This is a genomic window from Mucilaginibacter aureus, from assembly GCF_053514885.1.
In genome coordinates, this window is the sequence record NZ_CP170601.1 from 1407830 (window position 1) to 1422959 (window position 15130).

17 protein-coding genes and 1 pseudogene are annotated in these 15130 nt (G+C 42.5%); 15 read left to right on the forward strand and 3 right to left on the reverse strand.

Annotated features, from left to right (window positions below; translation table 11 throughout):
* Positions 1–54: 54 nt before the first annotated feature.
* Both ftsH and rsfS read right to left on the reverse strand, forming a co-directional pair.
* Entirely contained in the window at positions 55–2148 is a 2094-nt protein-coding gene (ftsH, locus tag ACFGVR_RS05950; protein WP_448701770.1) for an ATP-dependent zinc metalloprotease FtsH, read from the reverse strand.
* Positions 2149–2210: 62 nt separating this feature from the next.
* On the reverse strand, positions 2211–2585 hold the full coding sequence (gene rsfS, locus ACFGVR_RS05955; RefSeq protein ID WP_448701771.1) for a ribosome silencing factor: 375 nt from the start codon (positions 2583–2585) through the stop codon (positions 2211–2213).
* Between the two features lie 91 nt (positions 2586–2676).
* On the opposite strand from rsfS, the gene ACFGVR_RS05960 reads away from it, so the two are divergent.
* The 4 genes and pseudogenes from ACFGVR_RS05960 to pfkA all read left to right on the forward strand — a co-directional run bounded on the left by ACFGVR_RS05960 (position 2677) and on the right by pfkA (position 6578).
* Positions 2677–3405, forward strand: coding sequence for a biotin--[acetyl-CoA-carboxylase] ligase (locus tag ACFGVR_RS05960; RefSeq protein WP_448701772.1), 729 nt, complete (start codon positions 2677–2679; stop codon positions 3403–3405).
* A 5-nt stretch (positions 3406–3410) separates the two neighbouring features.
* Entirely contained in the window at positions 3411–3857 is a 447-nt protein-coding gene (locus tag ACFGVR_RS05965) for a protein-disulfide reductase DsbD domain-containing protein (RefSeq protein WP_448701773.1), read from the forward strand.
* Positions 3858–3878: 21 nt separating this feature from the next.
* A pseudogene (locus ACFGVR_RS05970) lies at positions 3879–5614 on the forward strand (protein-disulfide reductase DsbD family protein).
* Positions 5601–6578 (forward strand): 6-phosphofructokinase, encoded by a 978-nt coding sequence (pfkA, locus tag ACFGVR_RS05975; RefSeq protein ID WP_448701774.1) that lies wholly within the window; start codon positions 5601–5603, stop codon positions 6576–6578. Before ACFGVR_RS05970 ends, pfkA begins: the two are co-directional and overlap by 14 nt.
* A 761-nt stretch (positions 6579–7339) precedes the next feature.
* Here the strand turns inward: pfkA and ACFGVR_RS05980 are convergent.
* Positions 7340–8128 carry a PAS domain S-box protein gene (locus ACFGVR_RS05980; protein ID WP_448701775.1) on the reverse strand — a complete coding sequence of 263 codons (789 nt, stop codon included), beginning with the start codon at positions 8126–8128 and terminating at the stop codon, positions 7340–7342.
* A 261-nt stretch (positions 8129–8389) separates the two neighbouring features.
* Between ACFGVR_RS05980 and ACFGVR_RS05985 the strand changes: the two genes are divergently transcribed.
* The 11 genes from ACFGVR_RS05985 (at position 8390) to rplS (ending at position 15052) form a co-directional block, all read left to right on the forward strand.
* Positions 8390–8965 carry a 30S ribosomal protein S16 gene (locus ACFGVR_RS05985; protein ID WP_448701776.1) on the forward strand — a complete coding sequence of 192 codons (576 nt, stop codon included), beginning with the start codon at positions 8390–8392 and terminating at the stop codon, positions 8963–8965.
* An 84-nt stretch (positions 8966–9049) separates the two neighbouring features.
* On the forward strand, positions 9050–9574 hold the full coding sequence (gene rimM / locus ACFGVR_RS05990) for a ribosome maturation factor RimM (protein WP_448701777.1): 525 nt from the start codon (positions 9050–9052) through the stop codon (positions 9572–9574).
* A gap of 72 nt (positions 9575–9646) precedes the next feature.
* The gene (locus ACFGVR_RS05995) at positions 9647–10531 is read left to right on the forward strand and encodes a hypothetical protein (RefSeq protein ID WP_448701778.1); all 885 of its coding nucleotides are present in this window, start codon (positions 9647–9649) and stop codon (positions 10529–10531) included.
* Between the two features lie 19 nt (positions 10532–10550).
* Positions 10551–10994, forward strand: a complete 444-nt coding sequence (locus tag ACFGVR_RS06000; protein WP_448701780.1) for a hypothetical protein — start codon at positions 10551–10553, stop codon at positions 10992–10994.
* Positions 10984–11184: a helix-turn-helix transcriptional regulator gene (locus ACFGVR_RS06005; protein WP_448701781.1), complete on the forward strand. Its 201-nt coding sequence runs from the start codon at positions 10984–10986 to the stop codon at positions 11182–11184. Before ACFGVR_RS06000 ends, ACFGVR_RS06005 begins: the two co-directional genes overlap by 11 nt.
* Before the next feature lie 52 nt (positions 11185–11236).
* The gene (locus ACFGVR_RS06010; protein ID WP_448701783.1) at positions 11237–12088 is read left to right on the forward strand and encodes a hypothetical protein; all 852 of its coding nucleotides are present in this window, start codon (positions 11237–11239) and stop codon (positions 12086–12088) included.
* Between the two features lie 11 nt (positions 12089–12099).
* Positions 12100–12489: a VOC family protein gene (locus tag ACFGVR_RS06015; RefSeq protein ID WP_448701784.1), complete on the forward strand. Its 390-nt coding sequence runs from the start codon at positions 12100–12102 to the stop codon at positions 12487–12489.
* Positions 12490–12564: 75 nt separating this feature from the next.
* Positions 12565–13239, forward strand: a complete 675-nt coding sequence (trmD, locus tag ACFGVR_RS06020; RefSeq protein ID WP_448701785.1) for a tRNA (guanosine(37)-N1)-methyltransferase TrmD — start codon at positions 12565–12567, stop codon at positions 13237–13239.
* Positions 13236–13688: a nucleotidyltransferase domain-containing protein gene (locus ACFGVR_RS06025; RefSeq protein WP_448701786.1), complete on the forward strand. Its 453-nt coding sequence runs from the start codon at positions 13236–13238 to the stop codon at positions 13686–13688. The genes trmD and ACFGVR_RS06025 overlap by 4 nt, the downstream gene beginning before the upstream one ends.
* A gap of 118 nt (positions 13689–13806) precedes the next feature.
* The gene (locus tag ACFGVR_RS06030; protein WP_448701787.1) at positions 13807–14574 is read left to right on the forward strand and encodes a hypothetical protein; all 768 of its coding nucleotides are present in this window, start codon (positions 13807–13809) and stop codon (positions 14572–14574) included.
* 130 nt (positions 14575–14704) lie between these two features.
* Complete coding sequence (rplS, locus tag ACFGVR_RS06035; RefSeq protein WP_448701788.1) at positions 14705–15052, forward strand: 50S ribosomal protein L19; 348 nt, start codon at positions 14705–14707, stop codon at positions 15050–15052.
* Positions 15053–15130: the final 78 nt, after the last annotated feature.

Genomic DNA, 15130 nt, shown 5'->3' on the forward strand with positions numbered 1-15130 from the left:
TACCCAATAAAAAAGCCGCTATGGGTTTCCATAGCGGCTTTAAATATATGCTTTTTAAGCTTGTTCTTGTCCTTCAATATTGTTTGCTTTAGCCGGGTTGGTCAGCTCGTCCGGTATTGCGTTGTTATCAACACCCGGGTTTAAAGCAGCTTCGCCGTTCACAAACTTGTCATAAGTAGTGCGCTCGTCAAACGGCCTTTTGCCCAATATTTCTTCCAGGTCCGATTGGAACAATACTTCTTTCTCCAGCAGCTTGGCAGCCAGTTTTTCAAGGCCGTCGCGTTTTTCATTCAGCAATACTTTGGTCGAAGCATAAACCTTGTCAACCAGTTTTCTCACCTCAGCGTCTATCATTTCGGCTGTGGTGTCAGAGTATGGCTTGTTAAACTGGTACTCGCCCTGCGGATCGTAAAACGATACATTACCCACATTGCTGTTCATACCATAAATTTTGGTCATGGCATAAGCCAGTTTGGTTATGCGTTCCAAATCGCTCAATGCCCCGGTCGATATTCTTCCAAAAACAATATCCTCGGCAACCCGGCCACCCATCGAAACGCTCATCTCATCAAGCAATTGCTCTGTAGTATATAAAAACTGTTCTTTAGGCAGGTATTGCGCATAACCTAATGCTGCAACACCACGCGGAACGATAGATACCTTAACCAATGGATCGGCGTGCTCCAAAAACCATCCCGCAATAGCGTGCCCGGCTTCGTGGTAAGCAACAATACGTTTTTCTTCTGGTGATATGATCTTGTTTTTCTTTTCCAAACCACCGATAACCCGGTCAACAGCATCCTGAAAATCCTGCATATCAACAGCCTCTTTGTCTTTACGGGCTGCAATTAAGGCCGCCTCGTTACAAACGTTGGCTATTTCGGCGCCGGCAAAACCTGGTGTTTGTGCCGATAGTTTTTTGGCATCCACATCCGGTGATGTTTTTACCGGGGCAAGGTGTACTTTAAATATCTGTTCGCGACCGTTCAAATCAGGTTTATCGATAGAGATCTGCCTGTCAAAACGTCCGGGGCGCAGCAATGCCGAATCTAATACATCCGGGCGGTTGGTTGCAGCCAGGATAATAATACCCGAGTCGGTACCAAAACCATCCATCTCAACCAATAACTGGTTCAATGTATTTTCGCGCTCATCGTTACCGCCCATCATGTTGTTTTTACCACGGGCACGGCCAATAGCATCTATCTCATCAATAAAAATGATACAAGGTGCTTTATCTTTAGCCTGGCGGAACAGATCGCGAACACGCGATGCACCCACACCAACAAACATTTCCACAAAGTCTGATCCCGACAAGGAGAAGAAAGGCACCTGGGCCTCGCCTGCTACGGCCTTGGCCAATAAAGTTTTCCCGGTACCCGGCGATCCGATCAATAACGCACCCTTAGGTATCTTACCACCCAAATTGGTGTATTTTTTAGGGTTTTTAAGAAAATCAACGATCTCCATTACTTCCTGCTTGGCTTCTTCTAAACCGGCGACATCGTTAAATGTAACCGATACCTGGGCTTCTTTATCAAACAAGGTAGCTTTTGATTTACCGATGTTGAAGATCTGACCACCCGGACCACCGCCCGAACCGCCCGACATACGGCGCATAATAAAGATCCACATACCGGCAAAAAGCACGATCATGATCACACATTGCACCAGCCAGTTTGACCAGATGCTTTCGCGAGGCTCCAGGATAGGGGTGATCTGATCTTTAGCCGGCCAATCTTTCTCGATAGCGGCTATGGCCGATTGCAGTCCATCAAACGAGCCCGCGGTAAACATATATTGCGGGGCGGCATCCTGAGAAACACCAAACGTGCTTTTATTTCTTACTTCAGCATATTTTGATTTTTTATTCAGACTGTCTTTTTTAATATAAACCTCTACATAGATCAGGTCGCCACCTTTATAGGCAACCAGTTTCTCAACATCACGATCCCTTAGCATGGTGCTAAAATCCTGCATGTTGGTTGGTTTAACATTCGAAGTGTTAAATATGGTTGAGGCCACAACCAGGGCCAGTACAATTAAACCATATATCCAAATGATATTAAACTTGGGGGCCTTAGGGCTAAGCTTTTTATTTGGATTTCTCCGGGTAATTTTGGGTCTATCTGCTTTAGTTTCTTTCATCTTTTTACAAGCTCAAACTTAATTCTTTGAAATTTTTTTTGCTGGGAGGAAATTGATTTTGTTTAAGCGCTTATGTAATATTTTATTTCTGCATCGCCCCACAGATCCTCAACACCGTAGTATTCGCGTTTATCTGTTCTAAAAATGTGTATCACTACATCAAAGTAATCAAGCAATATCCATTCGCTGTTTTCCAAACCTTCTTTACGCAGGGGGTCTATCTTCAGTACTTTATAAATTTCTTCTTCAACACTGTTGGCAATTGCCTTAACCTGCGTGGCCGAATCGGCATGACATATTACAAAGTAATCGGCTACTGAACTGTGGATGTTTCTGAGATCGAGCCTGATAATATCATTTCCTTTTTTTTCCTGGATGCCGTGAACGGCCAATTCCGAAATATGAGACGATTCGTTGATTGATTTATTTTTTACCATCAAAAAGATTTAGTTTTGGACGAACTGACAAATATTAAATTCGACATTGCAAAATAACACATTTTCAGGATTATTTGTTGGACAAAATTTGGTGACATTAACCGAAGTTGATTCAACTAACAATTTCCTTAAAGAAGCATTGGCAAATTCCACGCCATTAACCGAAGGAACGGTCATTATGGCAGAAAGCCAATATGCGGGCCGGGGCCAGCAGCAAAACAAATGGCATACCGAGCCCGGTAAAAATCTCACGTTCAGTATATTGCTTAAACCCACATTTTTAGCTGTTAACCAACAATTTAATTTAAATTTAGCTATTAGTGTTGGTATTATAAACGCATTAACACCCGTTTTAGGTACAGGCGTAAAAATAAAATGGCCCAACGACATTTATTATAACGATAAAAAGCTCGGCGGAGTTTTAATTGAAAACATCATCCAGGGCCCGCAGATCAAAAATTCGATCATAGGCATCGGTTTAAACGTAAACCAAACCGATTTTGCGCCATGGGTGCCTAATCCTGTCTCTGTAAAACAAATCTTACAGAAAGATTATGAACTGAAACTTTTATTATCAGACATTTGCGGTTGCATTGAAGCTGCGTACCTAATGCTTAAGGCTGGTAATATCAACCGGCTAAAAGCGTTTTTTATGCAAAACCTGTACTGGTTAAACGAATTGAAACCTTTTAAAATACCCGAAGGTATATTTAATGGTGTGATCAAAGATGTGACATCTACCGGACAATTGGCTGTAAGTTTTGACAACCAATTGCGACTATACAGTTTTAAAGAAATAGAATTTTTAAACAAACCATAACAAAAATGAAGAAGTTATTGATCGCTTTTGCAACCATTTTATTTAGCGCAAGCACCTATGCGCAAATTGAGAGCCATGTAAAATGGGCCGAAGGCGTAAAAAAAGTGAGTGCTACCGAAGCCGTTATTTTAGTGAAAGCCACTATTGATGAGGGCTGGCATATTTATTCGGTTAATCAAAAAGATGGCGGCCCGGTAAAAACCACCATTAGCCTTACCCCGTCGAAAGATTTTAGCCTGGTTGGTAAAACCATCGAGCCGACGCCCGTAACCAAATTCGAAAAATCATTTGGTATCAATGTAAGCTATTTTGAAAACTCGGTTGTTTTTCAGCAAAAAATTAAGCTAAAGACAAAACAAACTGTTGTTAAAGGCAAAATAGAATTTATGACCTGCGACGATCACAAATGCCTTCCACCCGAAGACATTGATTTTAGCGTAGCTATTAAATAATAACGCCTGCAGCATCAAATCATGAAAAAACAATTAAATATACTTTTATTGTTACTGACCTTTTTTTGCTTTTCGGCGGATAGAACCATCGCACAAAACAAAAAGCCGGATACCGTATCAACCGAAGACGTACAGTTTATCAGTATACCAACCGCTGCCGATAGCATAGCCATGCGCAAGGCAAAAATGGATTCGGCGGCAAAAACTACAGCAGCAGTAACACAGGCAGTAGCCAATGGTAAAAGCGTACCGGGCGTTACCGTTGTTAAGGTAGAAATACCAAAAACTTTGTGGCAGATATTTCTTGCTGGCTTGCTCGGTGGTTTTGCGGCATTGATTATGCCGTGTATCTTTCCTATGATACCACTAACAGTTAGCTTTTTTTAAAACAAGGTGGTACACGTAGCGGAGGTATTGTTAAAGCTGCTTTATACGGCTTGTCGATTATAGTTATCTATGTTGGCTTAGGTTTACTTGTTTCTATTATTTTCGGTTCGGCGGCATTAAATAATTTGGCAACCAACGGGATTTTTAATTTTCTATTCTTCCTGTTGTTACTGGTATTCGCTTCGTCTTTTTTAGGAGCATTCGAAATTAATCTTCCGTCATCATTAGCAAATAAGCTCGACGCAAATTCCGATCGGGGGGGCTTAGGCGGCATATTTTTTATGGCGGCGACCTTATCGGTTGTTTCATTTAGTTGCACCGGGCCCATTATTGGTTGGATTTTAGTTGACACGGCAACCAAAGGGGCTCTTTTGGGGCCTGCTATTGGTATGTTTGGGTTTTCGCTGGCGCTGGCAATACCGTTTACGTTGTTTGCAGTTTTTCCATCATTATTAAAATCACTGCCAAAATCGGGCGGCTGGCTTAATAGCGTAAAGGTGATGCTCGGCTTTTTAGAGTTGGCATTTTCAGTTAAGTTTTTATCAAACGTCGACCTGGCCTATCATTGGAATTGGTTTGACAGGGAAGTGTTTTTATCGCTGTGGATCATCATCGCGCTTTTAGCAGGGTTATATTTGATTGGAAAATTGAAATTTTCGCACGATTCCGACCTGCCTTTCATAAGTGTGCCCCGGATATTTATGGCAATTATTTTATTTTCATTTACCCTTTATATGGTTCCGGGTTTATGGGGTGCGCCTTTAAAATTCATTAGCGCGTACTTACCGCCACCCGCCACACAGGATTTTAACTTATACAATCTTCAGCTTAGTGGCACAGGTAGTAACTCAAAACCAAGTGCCGATATCAGTAGCGTTGGCCCTAAAAAATACGAAGAAGGCTTTACCCGCGGTAAAGTAATGGACCTGGATGGCTGGTACGATTATGATCAGGCTCTGGCCGTATCAAAAATTACCCATAAACCTATCCTGCTCGATTTTACCGGCTGGAACTGTGTTAATTGCCGAAAAATGGAAAACAACGTATGGAGTAACCCGGAGGTACACAAATTATTAAAGAACGAATTTGTACTGGTTGAGGCCTATGTTGATGATAAAAAAGTTGAGCTCGAAAAAAACCAGCAGTATACTTCTTCGTTTAGTGGGAAAAAAATCACACTTTTGGGCGCAAAATGGAGCGATATCCAGGCCGAAAGATTTAATTCAAACTCGCAGCCCGACTATGTAATACTTAACAGCAAGGGCGATCAACTGTTACCGGCGCAAGGCGCAGACTATAACCCGGATAACTATATTAAATTTTTGCAGGCCGGATTAGCGGAATACAAAAAGAACAATGGCTCAAATTAAAAATATAGGTGTTTTTACTTCCGGCGGCGATGCCCCGGGCATGAATGCTGCCATTAGGGCAGTGGTACGTTCGGCATTATATTACGATCTGCAGGTTACCGGCATACGTCGCGGCTACGAAGGCATGATCAACGGCGAAATGATACCCATGGAGCGCAAATCGGTGGCCAATATTATCCAGCGTGGTGGCACCATACTCAAAACAGCCCGCAGCGATAACTTTAAAACCGTCGAAGGTCGTAAAAAGGCTTACGAACATTTAGTTGAGCATAAAATTGATGCTTTGGTGGCCATCGGTGGCGATGGTACCTTTACCGGTGCCAAGGTTTTTGGTAAAGAATATGATATACCCGTTGTAGGCTTGCCCTGCACTATTGATAACGATTTGAACGGTACCGATTTTACCATCGGCTACGATACGGCCATCAATACCGTGATCGATGCGGTTGATAAGATCCGCGACACGGCCGAATCGCACGACAGGTTGTTTATTGTGGAAGTAATGGGCCGCGACTCGGGCCTTATCGCCCTGCGTACCGGTATAGCAGCCGGCGCCGAAGCCATCATCATTCCCGAAAGCAAAACCGATATTACCGCTTTGTTTGATCGTTTAGATCGTGGCCGCAGGGATAAGTCATCAAAAATTGTGATGGTTGCCGAAGCCGAGGAAGCCGGCGGTGCTTTTGAGATAGGCCGCCAGGTAAAAGAAAAATATCCAAATTACGATACCCGTATCTCTATTTTGGGCCATATACAACGCGGCGGCAGGCCAAGCTGTATGGACCGTGTACTAGCAAGCCGTGTTGGCGTTGCCGCAGTTGAGGCCCTGCTGGCCGGCCACCGTAACGAAATGGTTGGCGTGGTACATAACGAAATATCATACACCCAATTCGAAAACGCCATCAAGCACCACGTTGATATTAATCCTAATTTCCTGAAGATCGTAGAAATACTTTCTCTTTAATTTCGGAATTCGGATTTTTGATTTCGGATTTGTTTCCTCATTGAGAAATTGAACTTACGCCAGTTTTTCTACGTCATAGCGAGCTATAGCGTGAAATCTACCGCTATGCAGATCGGCTATACAAGTCTTTTCGGCCTCCCAAACACAAACTTCATATGCTGTAGCCTTGGCGAAAACATAGGTATTTTTCGGTATTTTCGTGACTTTTTTCGCACTTTCTTCGCTTTTGAGTCTCAGGGCCACATTTTCCAATTTTAATACCCATCAAACACATCGGTATTACATGGGTATGGCATCGGTATACCTATGTCTGCATTCGGTATTGCTACAATATTCAAAGAACGTACATTTACTTGCGCAAGTTTAAGGGCTGGTGGTGTGCTGGATTAACTTGTGCCTTAAAACTACCCAAAGCTCCTTCATTAATAACCTCAATAACAACCTATAATCCATAAAGTTACGCAACTCACATTGCAAAAGTGTCTCACATTTTTAAGACAAAAGAGTGGTACATGAGTCAAAACTGGTGCGATAAAAACACGGATCAGGAGCAGAAAAAAGCGTAATTAAATAGGGCTGTCATCCTGAGCTTGTCGAAGGATAGCGTGCGATGGCCTGCCCGCCGTGGTTCGAGAGGTTCACCATGACAGTCTCTCCCACAAAGTTTGAAAATGAACCCCGCGTTGCAGAGGATACCGGCCCCGTGCCTAATGCCTGTGTAGTATGAGCGTATAGCGCCGCTTTGACTGAAATCCACGCACCTATCCGCTCGTATCTAATTGTTTAGCCCCATCGCGCTCCTGTTCAAAACGCACACGTTCAGTAACATCAGTGGCAATCACAATACGGCACGAGGCGTTGTTATATTTAATTTCGTACCCGGTAATTTCGGCGTAGATCAACTCTCCTTTGCTATTAATGTGTTTCCAGATACCGCCGGTATTTAAACCGGGGAGTGCTCTGCGGGTAATGCCCTTACGAAAAATATATTCGTTAAACTTAGCCAGGTCTATTTTAGGGCGGATATCCCTAATGGTGAACGACAGGAACTGCTCTTCGGTATAACCATAATGCTCAACTGCGGCGGCGTTAACCTTCAATATCCGTAACGACGGCACCTCGTATATCCACATCGGACTGGTACTTTTTTCAAATAAAATGCTAAAATCCCCGAGTGAGTTTTTTAAATGGTAGTTGATGGCATGTTTATCGCTCACATCTTTGATCACCCCTAAAACAACATTGTTTCCGGTAGTTTTATCTACAAATCGCAATTTTTTTTCGTACAACCACTTAATTTCGTCGCCCAGCTTTACGCGATAGTATAGCTCCGCCTGCTCGTCAACCTTAAGGCCCAGGCTTGTGTTTACCATTTGCTTACGGTCGGCCGGATGAATATTCTTATACCAGGCTTTTTTATCCGTTTTCAGATCATCGGGGGTAACCCCTAAAACGGTATCGATGGCCGGATCTATAAAAATGTATTGGTGTTCCGTTTGGTTATAGGCCCATGCATAGTCAGATAGCGCTGATAGAAGATGCTCAAGCATTGCTTTGTTGTTTAATCAAAAGATAGACCACCCCGGGGATAGATGGTATCGTAAAAATACATTTTTTGTTTTAAATGTTAAAATCAAAAAAAATGGCCTTTCGGTAATTCGCTATCTCACTATTTCCGCTTTCTGGCCTCACATTGCGTTCATTTTTTTATTAATCACAAAATCAGTATATTAATTATAATTTTTTATTTACCTTTGCAGCCCCGCAGAAAGAACTCCGGGAACATATGTTGAATACATAAAAAGCAAAAAATGGCAACTAAAATCAGACTGCAAAGACACGGTAAAAAAGGAAAACCTTTTTATTACATCGTGGTAGCGGATTCACGTGCTCCTCGCGACGGTCGTTTCATCGAGCGTATCGGATCATACAATCCAAACACAAACCCCGCAACAATTGACATCAACTTCGACAAAACCCTTGATTGGGTTAACGATGGCGCACAACCTACAGATACTGTACGTGCGATCTTATCGTACAAAGGTGTGTTGTACAAAAAACACCTGCAAGGTGGCGTTAAAAAAGGTGCATTAACCGAAGAACAAGCTGAAGCGAAATTTACTGCATGGCTTGAGCAAAAAGACGGTAAGATCACCGGCAAAAAATCTAATTTATCATCGGCTAAAGAAGAAGCTAAAAAAGCTGCTTTAATTGCTGAAGCTAAAAAGAAAGAAGACAAAGCTGCAGCTATCGCTGCTAAAAATGCTCCTCCGGTTGAAGAAGTAGAAGAAGCTCCGGTTGAAGAAACAGAAGAAGCAGCACCAGTTGCTGAAGCTACTGAAGAACCTACGGCTGAAGCTGCAACTGAAGAACCAGCAGCAGAATAAGTTATTTAATTACAACAGAGCTATAGCGAAGCATCTTCTTAACCGGAGCGCTTCGCTATACTTTTTTAAAGGCATTTGTAAGACATGAAGATCGAAGATTGTTTCCGTATTGGTTCGGTTATTAAAACCCGTGGTTTAAAAGGCGAGCTGCAGGCTTTTATTGATTTTGCCGAACCCGAAAAGTTAGACTTTGATGCTTTGTTTTTAGAAGTGAACGGCAAGCTGGTACCCTACTTTGTTGAGTCGTTTAAAATGCCGCAAAAAAACACTGCCTTTATTTACCTTGAGGATATTGATCATATCGACAAGGCTTTCCCCCTGGCCAAAAAAGATATTTACCTGCCCAACAAACTCAAACCCAAAAAGAAAAAGGGCGAGTTTGGTTTAAAAGATCTGCTCAACTTCATAGCCGTTGATGTGAACGAGGGCGAGCTGGGCGAGATCATCGAACTGCAGGAGCTGCCACAGCAGCTGATAGCCACCGTACACTACCAGGGTAAAGAGGTGCTATTCCCGCTTAACGAAGCTGTGATCAAAGGTATTGATATGGTAAAAAACGTTGTAATGGTTGATCTGCCAGAAGGCTTGCTGGATATTTATCTCGACTAAAAATATTTTTGTCAAATATACTTTACTTTTGTAAACTTTGTTTTACATTTGGTCTAATCAATTTGACAAAACATGAAATCACGTTTCTTATTTCCCTACTTTTTTAAGTACATCGGCTATATGCTGGCTGTTCCGGGTCTTGTTTTAGGATGCCTGGTACTTTATGGTAATTACAAGATCCCGGGCTTCGCGTTTAAGCTCCGCGAAAAGGGCGATATTTTTTTACCGGCCATTCAAAACTTTACCGCTACAGCGGCCCTTTTTATTTTTGTGCTGGGTTTGGTGTTCATTGCTTTTTCAAGGTTAAAGCGCGAAGACGAATTAATAGCCCGTATCAGGCTTAACTCATTGCAATGGTCGGTACTGGCCAGCTATGCTATTTATGCCTGCCTGTTGGTTATTTCCATAACATCCGATGCGGTTAAAATTCCGGTGATTAAAATCATCGATCCCTTCGACAACAAATTTACTGTCTACAATCTTTTTGCGCCCCTTGTTATTTTTATAGCCCGGTTTAATTATTTGATCCTGAGTAACAAATCGATGTTCGAGGTAAACGGTATTGGCTATTTGGCCAATAAGCCCTGGCGCTTTATCGGCATTTTTACGTCGGTATGGCTTATCCTGCTTGTTATAGGCACGCATGTTTTAAACGGCAATACCGAAATAGCTGATAGCCTGTTTACCCTCTTGCCGCTTTGCCTGCTGATGTGGGCCTACTCAAAAGAACGCCAGGAAGATGAGTACGTGGATATGCTCAGGCTCGAATCGATGCAGGTTGCCGTTTACGCTAATTATGCCATCTTACTCATCGCCGACCTGTTAATTTATGGTTTCGATTTTCTGTTGGTGCAAATAATCAACCTGATTACCATACCCATCATTTATATTATCTGGTTCCAGCAGCGCAGATTACGCGACAACAGGCTGGGTGCTGTTAAATCAATATTAGTCTAACAATAACTAAACTAACCCCATGAAACCACAATTTCTGTTTCCCTCCTGGTGCCGCTGGCTTGGCCTGGCGTTGTTCCTGGTTCACTTGCCGGTGATATTGATCTTTAAGTCGTACGACATTCATTCCGACCCGGCTGATACCACCCTGTTAAGTTCCGGCCATTTGCTTTTTGTGCTCACGGTTGTACTGATGGTATCCGGCCTGTTCCTCATCGCCTTCTCGCGCGAGCGGATAGAGGATGAGCAGATCTATCAGCTTCGGTTATCGTCGTTGCGCTGGGCCATCTTCGCCAATTATGCCGTGCTCATTATATGCCTGGTGTTCACCAACAATAAGGCCGATTATAAAGATATGCTGCGGCTTAACCTGTGGGTGCCGCTGATGCTGTTCATTGTTATTTTCCGTTGGAAGATATATTGGTCGGGCCGATCATTAGGTAAGGAGGAAGAGTATGAAAAATAACCTCCGCGTTGAGCGCGCCATAAAAAACCTTACCCAGGCCGAGCTTGCCGGGCTGATCGGTGTATCGCGCCAAACCATTAATACTATCGAGAGCAATAAATACGTACCGTCAACGGTATTGGCCCTCAAGATCGCCCAGGTATTTAAAAAACCTGTAGAAGATATTTTTATGCTGGAAGAGGGTGACTAATTGATATTTAGCGTATTAATGGTATACCATTTGTAAACTATTACCTACCTTGATGAGAACTAATTTGCTGTTGCCCTCTTATTTTAAATACATTGGCTATATGCTGGCCGTGCCCGGTTTGGTTTTAGGGTATTTTTTTGCATTTGAAAGTTTTACCTTTAAGTTTTTGAGCAACGGTCATCGCCGTTCAATGTTAGTCGGGAGCGAGAATTACACCGATGAGGTCACAATAACGCTGATCGTTATTGGCCTGTTTTTTATCTGCTTCTCAGCAAACAGAGCTGAAAATGAAAGGTCACAAGCCTCCCGGCATAAGGCTTTGTATCTATCTGTTTTTATAGCTGTTTTAGTCCCTGTTGCCCTGTTCATCTTTAGCCTATTGTCTGTAGTTCCGAGATTTCTTGCCTTTTTGCCCCTTTACTTTTTTTTATACCAGCCGGTCATTTTTATCGCACTGTCCAATTCCTTTTTATATTTCAAAAGCCAGGAGGGTCTTAATAATTCTCCTCCTTTACCACACAAATACTTTCACAACGGAGGGTTGTATTTGCTGATTACGTGTATATTGTTAAGAGCAATTTACGCATGTGTGAATTATACTAACAATGATTTGTTAACAGGCATTTACTACGCTGGTACTATCGGACTGTTGTTATCAGTGTTTTCCAAAGAAAAGTTAGAAAATATCACTATGATAAATTATAGATCCGGATCGATGCAAATTGCCGTTTACATAGCCGCAGGCATGTTTTTAATAGCCACCTGGTATATTTACGGGCTCGATTACCTTGGATATATGTACTTGTACCCGGTCTATCTTTTGGTCATCTACACTGTTATTTTTCAGTACAAGCTATACAAGAACAGAAAACAAATTCAGAAGATCATCGCATTAACTAATTAACAATATCGATCATGAAAACTCAAACCGCCTTTGCGCCAGTGCTTAAAATTGAAAACGGCACCACCGATGTCAGCTTTTATAAAAATGCCTTCGGCGCCAACGAGCATTTCTGTTATACCAATGATGATGGCTCCATCCATGTGGTGGAGTTTGATATTGACGGTGCAATATTTCATCTGCACGAGGAGACATCGACATCAAGCGGCACTTACCCTCATAAAATAAACACAACTACGGTAACTATTGGTCTGTTTACTGATGATGTACACGCGGTTTTCGACAGAGCTGTTGCAGCCGGTGCAATAATACTTAACCCTGTTACCGATTATGAGTACGGCTACCGCCAGGGCGACCTGAAAGACCCGTTTGGCCATGTCTGGACGATACAGAAAATCCTTTAATGTTCTACGTGGAACAATAAAGCACGTCGCAATACGCATATCGCAATACTCAATACTAAGCTCTATCTTTGCAAAATGCGTTTTGATATCATCACCGTTTTGCCAGGCTTGCTCGAAAGCCCTTTTGCCCATTCTATTTTACAGCGTGCACAAAAAAAGGGGATCGCCGAAATACACGTACATAACCTGCGCGACTACAGTAACCAAAAACAAAAAAGTGTTGATGATTATCCGTACGGAGGTGGCAGCGGCATGGTGATGACCATTGAGCCATTCGCCAAATGCATTGAAGCCCTAAAGGCGGAACGCGATTATGATGAGATCATCTTTATGTCGCCCGATGGCGAAACGCTTAACCAAAAGATAGCCAACCAGCTATCCATTAAAGGCAACATCATTATTTTATGCGGCCACTATAAAGGCATCGATCAGCGTATCCGCGACCTCTTTGTGACCCGCGAGATATCTATTGGTGATTATGTACTCTCCGGTGGCGAACTGCCCGCAGCGGTGCTGGTTGACGCCGTGGTGCGATTAATACCCGGTGTATTGAGCGATGAAACATCTGCTTTATCCGATTCTTTCCAGGACGATATGCTGGATGCGCCGGTTTACACCCGCCCTGCCGACTGGAACGGCCACAAGGTACCCGACATCCTGTTAAGCGGCAACACGCCCGAAATTGAAAAATGGCGCTTTGAGCAAGCTTTGGAGCGCACCAAACAACGCCGGCCCGATCTGTTAAAATGAGCACAATAAATAACATCTTAGTACAACTTGCTCAAAAGTTGGCCACAATAAAAGGCAACTGGATGCTTATCGGTACGGCAAGCCTTTACCTTGCGGGATATCCGGTTGTGCCAAATGATATCGATATTTTAACGGATGCGGCCACCGCTAAAGAGATCGAACAATTACTTGCCGCTTACAACGTTGCGAGCCAGGTAAAACCCAGCCAAAAGTTCCGGTCGGTATTCAGCCAATATATTTTCTACGGTTTTAGTATCGAAGTGATGGGCGATCTGGAGGTAAACTCCGCCGATGGTTGGGTTTTGCTAAGCGACCAGGTTGTTAACCCACAAACCGTTGTTTTTCAGGCCAATGTGTTCACCGTTCCATCAAAACAAGATCAGATCGCTATTTATACTTTGTTTAACAGGGCCAAGGATGAGCCGGTTTTGCAAATGCTGGCCGTGTAAAAACCCGACCTTACGCTCGTTTGCAAACGAGTACAAGATAAATTAAGGCAACCTTTTCGATTTATTTATTGTGTTGTTGTTTAACGTCAACTATGGCGGAGATTATAAAACAACAACAATGAAAATCAAACACTTTATTTTCCCGGCGTTTTTGATCGCCGGTACAGTTCTGTTGGGCTCCTGTAAGAAAAACCGCAATGTAAGCCCTGACACACGCGTTACCTCTCATTTCGAAGTAGATTTTAACACCACTACCATTGATATCAACCGGGTCGATTCGGTGACAATATCATTTAACTCTGCCGGTCGGACTGAGATCATCAAAAAAATGCAAAAGCTGGCAACCTCGTATAATATCGATAATGTTGAGTTTGGTAATGACCCTGTTAATGTTCAAATCATTGTTTACACGCCGAAATACGATAACATTCAGGGAGATAAGCCTATCAGGACTTTTGCTTACGATATTGCAGGCACAACAAACGCTACCATCAACGGCCCGACCGACAGGAAAAGCGACACATGGAAACCACGTTTTATTTTTAGTGATAGTGACCAGCACATTCGTTTAACTATAAGCGAAGATCAAAAAGATCCTTATTTTTCGCTAAAGGCTGACCATCCACAGGAATGGATAGTTGCTCATTTTCAGAAAGCGATTCTTGATTTGAATGGTACTGCTATTGATAATGCACTTTGGGAAGCTACCAGTACGGATACTATCTTTCCGCAAGGCATTAATACCATCGTCAATACAACAAATTTCGCCCCATATGCTGCGCGCATAGCAAACGTCAATTGGGATCAGGAGGACATCTACCTTTTGATGTTTAATAATATACCGGGTAAATACATCATTTTGCATTCTGTCTATAATAAGCGTTAAAGCACTATATTTTGTTAATTAAAATACAATTGTGGAAAATTTTAAATAACACTTTTTTAAACAAAAAAAAATCCCTATAATTGCAATCCGATTTTTACGGGTTAAAAATCGACTTTAAGAGCTAAAAATCATGGATTTAGTAAAATTTGTTGAAGAACAATCAGTAGAAAAAAAGGTATATCCTACATTCAAATCAGGCGATACCATTAGTGTACACTATAAAATCAGAGAAGGTAACAAGGAACGTATCCAGGTTTACCAAGGCGTGGTTATACAACGCAACAGTGCAGGTAGCACCGAAACTTTTACCGTACGTAAAGTAAGCAACGGTATTGGCGTTGAGCGTATCTTCCCTGTTAACTCGCCAAACATTGATAAAATCGAAGTAAACAGCAACGGTAAAGTACGCCGTGCTAAACTATATTACCTGCGTGCCCTTACCGGTAAAGCAGCTCGTATCAAATCTAAGAGAGTATAGTCTTTCAAATATAAAAAAGAGCCTTCCTGTTTACAGGGAGGTTTTTTTGTTTGGGCGTTTTACTACCTTTAGCGCAAT

Bases quoted from the DNA above. Each gene is read 5' to 3' on its own strand.
- ACFGVR_RS06025 (WP_448701786.1), top strand. From the start codon at position 13,236: ATGAGCACAATAAATAACATCTTAGTACAACTTGCTCAAAAGTTGGCC.
- trmD (WP_448701785.1), top strand. From the start codon at position 12,565: ATGCGTTTTGATATCATCACCGTTTTGCCAGGCTTGCTCGAAAGCCCT.
- ACFGVR_RS06015 (WP_448701784.1), top strand. From the start codon at position 12,100: ATGAAAACTCAAACCGCCTTTGCGCCAGTGCTTAAAATTGAAAACGGC.
- ACFGVR_RS06010 (WP_448701783.1), top strand. From the start codon at position 11,237: ATGAGAACTAATTTGCTGTTGCCCTCTTATTTTAAATACATTGGCTAT.
- ACFGVR_RS06005 (WP_448701781.1), top strand. From the start codon at position 10,984: ATGAAAAATAACCTCCGCGTTGAGCGCGCCATAAAAAACCTTACCCAG.
- ftsH (WP_448701770.1), bottom strand. From the start codon at position 2,148: ATGAAAGAAACTAAAGCAGATAGACCCAAAATTACCCGGAGAAATCCA.
- rimM (WP_448701777.1), top strand. From the start codon at position 9,050: ATGAAGATCGAAGATTGTTTCCGTATTGGTTCGGTTATTAAAACCCGT.
- ACFGVR_RS05985 (WP_448701776.1), top strand. From the start codon at position 8,390: ATGGCAACTAAAATCAGACTGCAAAGACACGGTAAAAAAGGAAAACCT.
- ACFGVR_RS05980 (WP_448701775.1), bottom strand. From the start codon at position 8,128: ATGCTTGAGCATCTTCTATCAGCGCTATCTGACTATGCATGGGCCTAT.
- ACFGVR_RS06030 (WP_448701787.1), top strand. From the start codon at position 13,807: ATGAAAATCAAACACTTTATTTTCCCGGCGTTTTTGATCGCCGGTACA.
- ACFGVR_RS05995 (WP_448701778.1), top strand. From the start codon at position 9,647: ATGAAATCACGTTTCTTATTTCCCTACTTTTTTAAGTACATCGGCTAT.
- rsfS (WP_448701771.1), bottom strand. From the start codon at position 2,585: ATGGTAAAAAATAAATCAATCAACGAATCGTCTCATATTTCGGAATTG.
- ACFGVR_RS05965 (WP_448701773.1), top strand. From the start codon at position 3,411: ATGAAGAAGTTATTGATCGCTTTTGCAACCATTTTATTTAGCGCAAGC.
- ACFGVR_RS06000 (WP_448701780.1), top strand. From the start codon at position 10,551: ATGAAACCACAATTTCTGTTTCCCTCCTGGTGCCGCTGGCTTGGCCTG.
- pfkA (WP_448701774.1), top strand. From the start codon at position 5,601: ATGGCTCAAATTAAAAATATAGGTGTTTTTACTTCCGGCGGCGATGCC.
- rplS (WP_448701788.1), top strand. From the start codon at position 14,705: ATGGATTTAGTAAAATTTGTTGAAGAACAATCAGTAGAAAAAAAGGTA.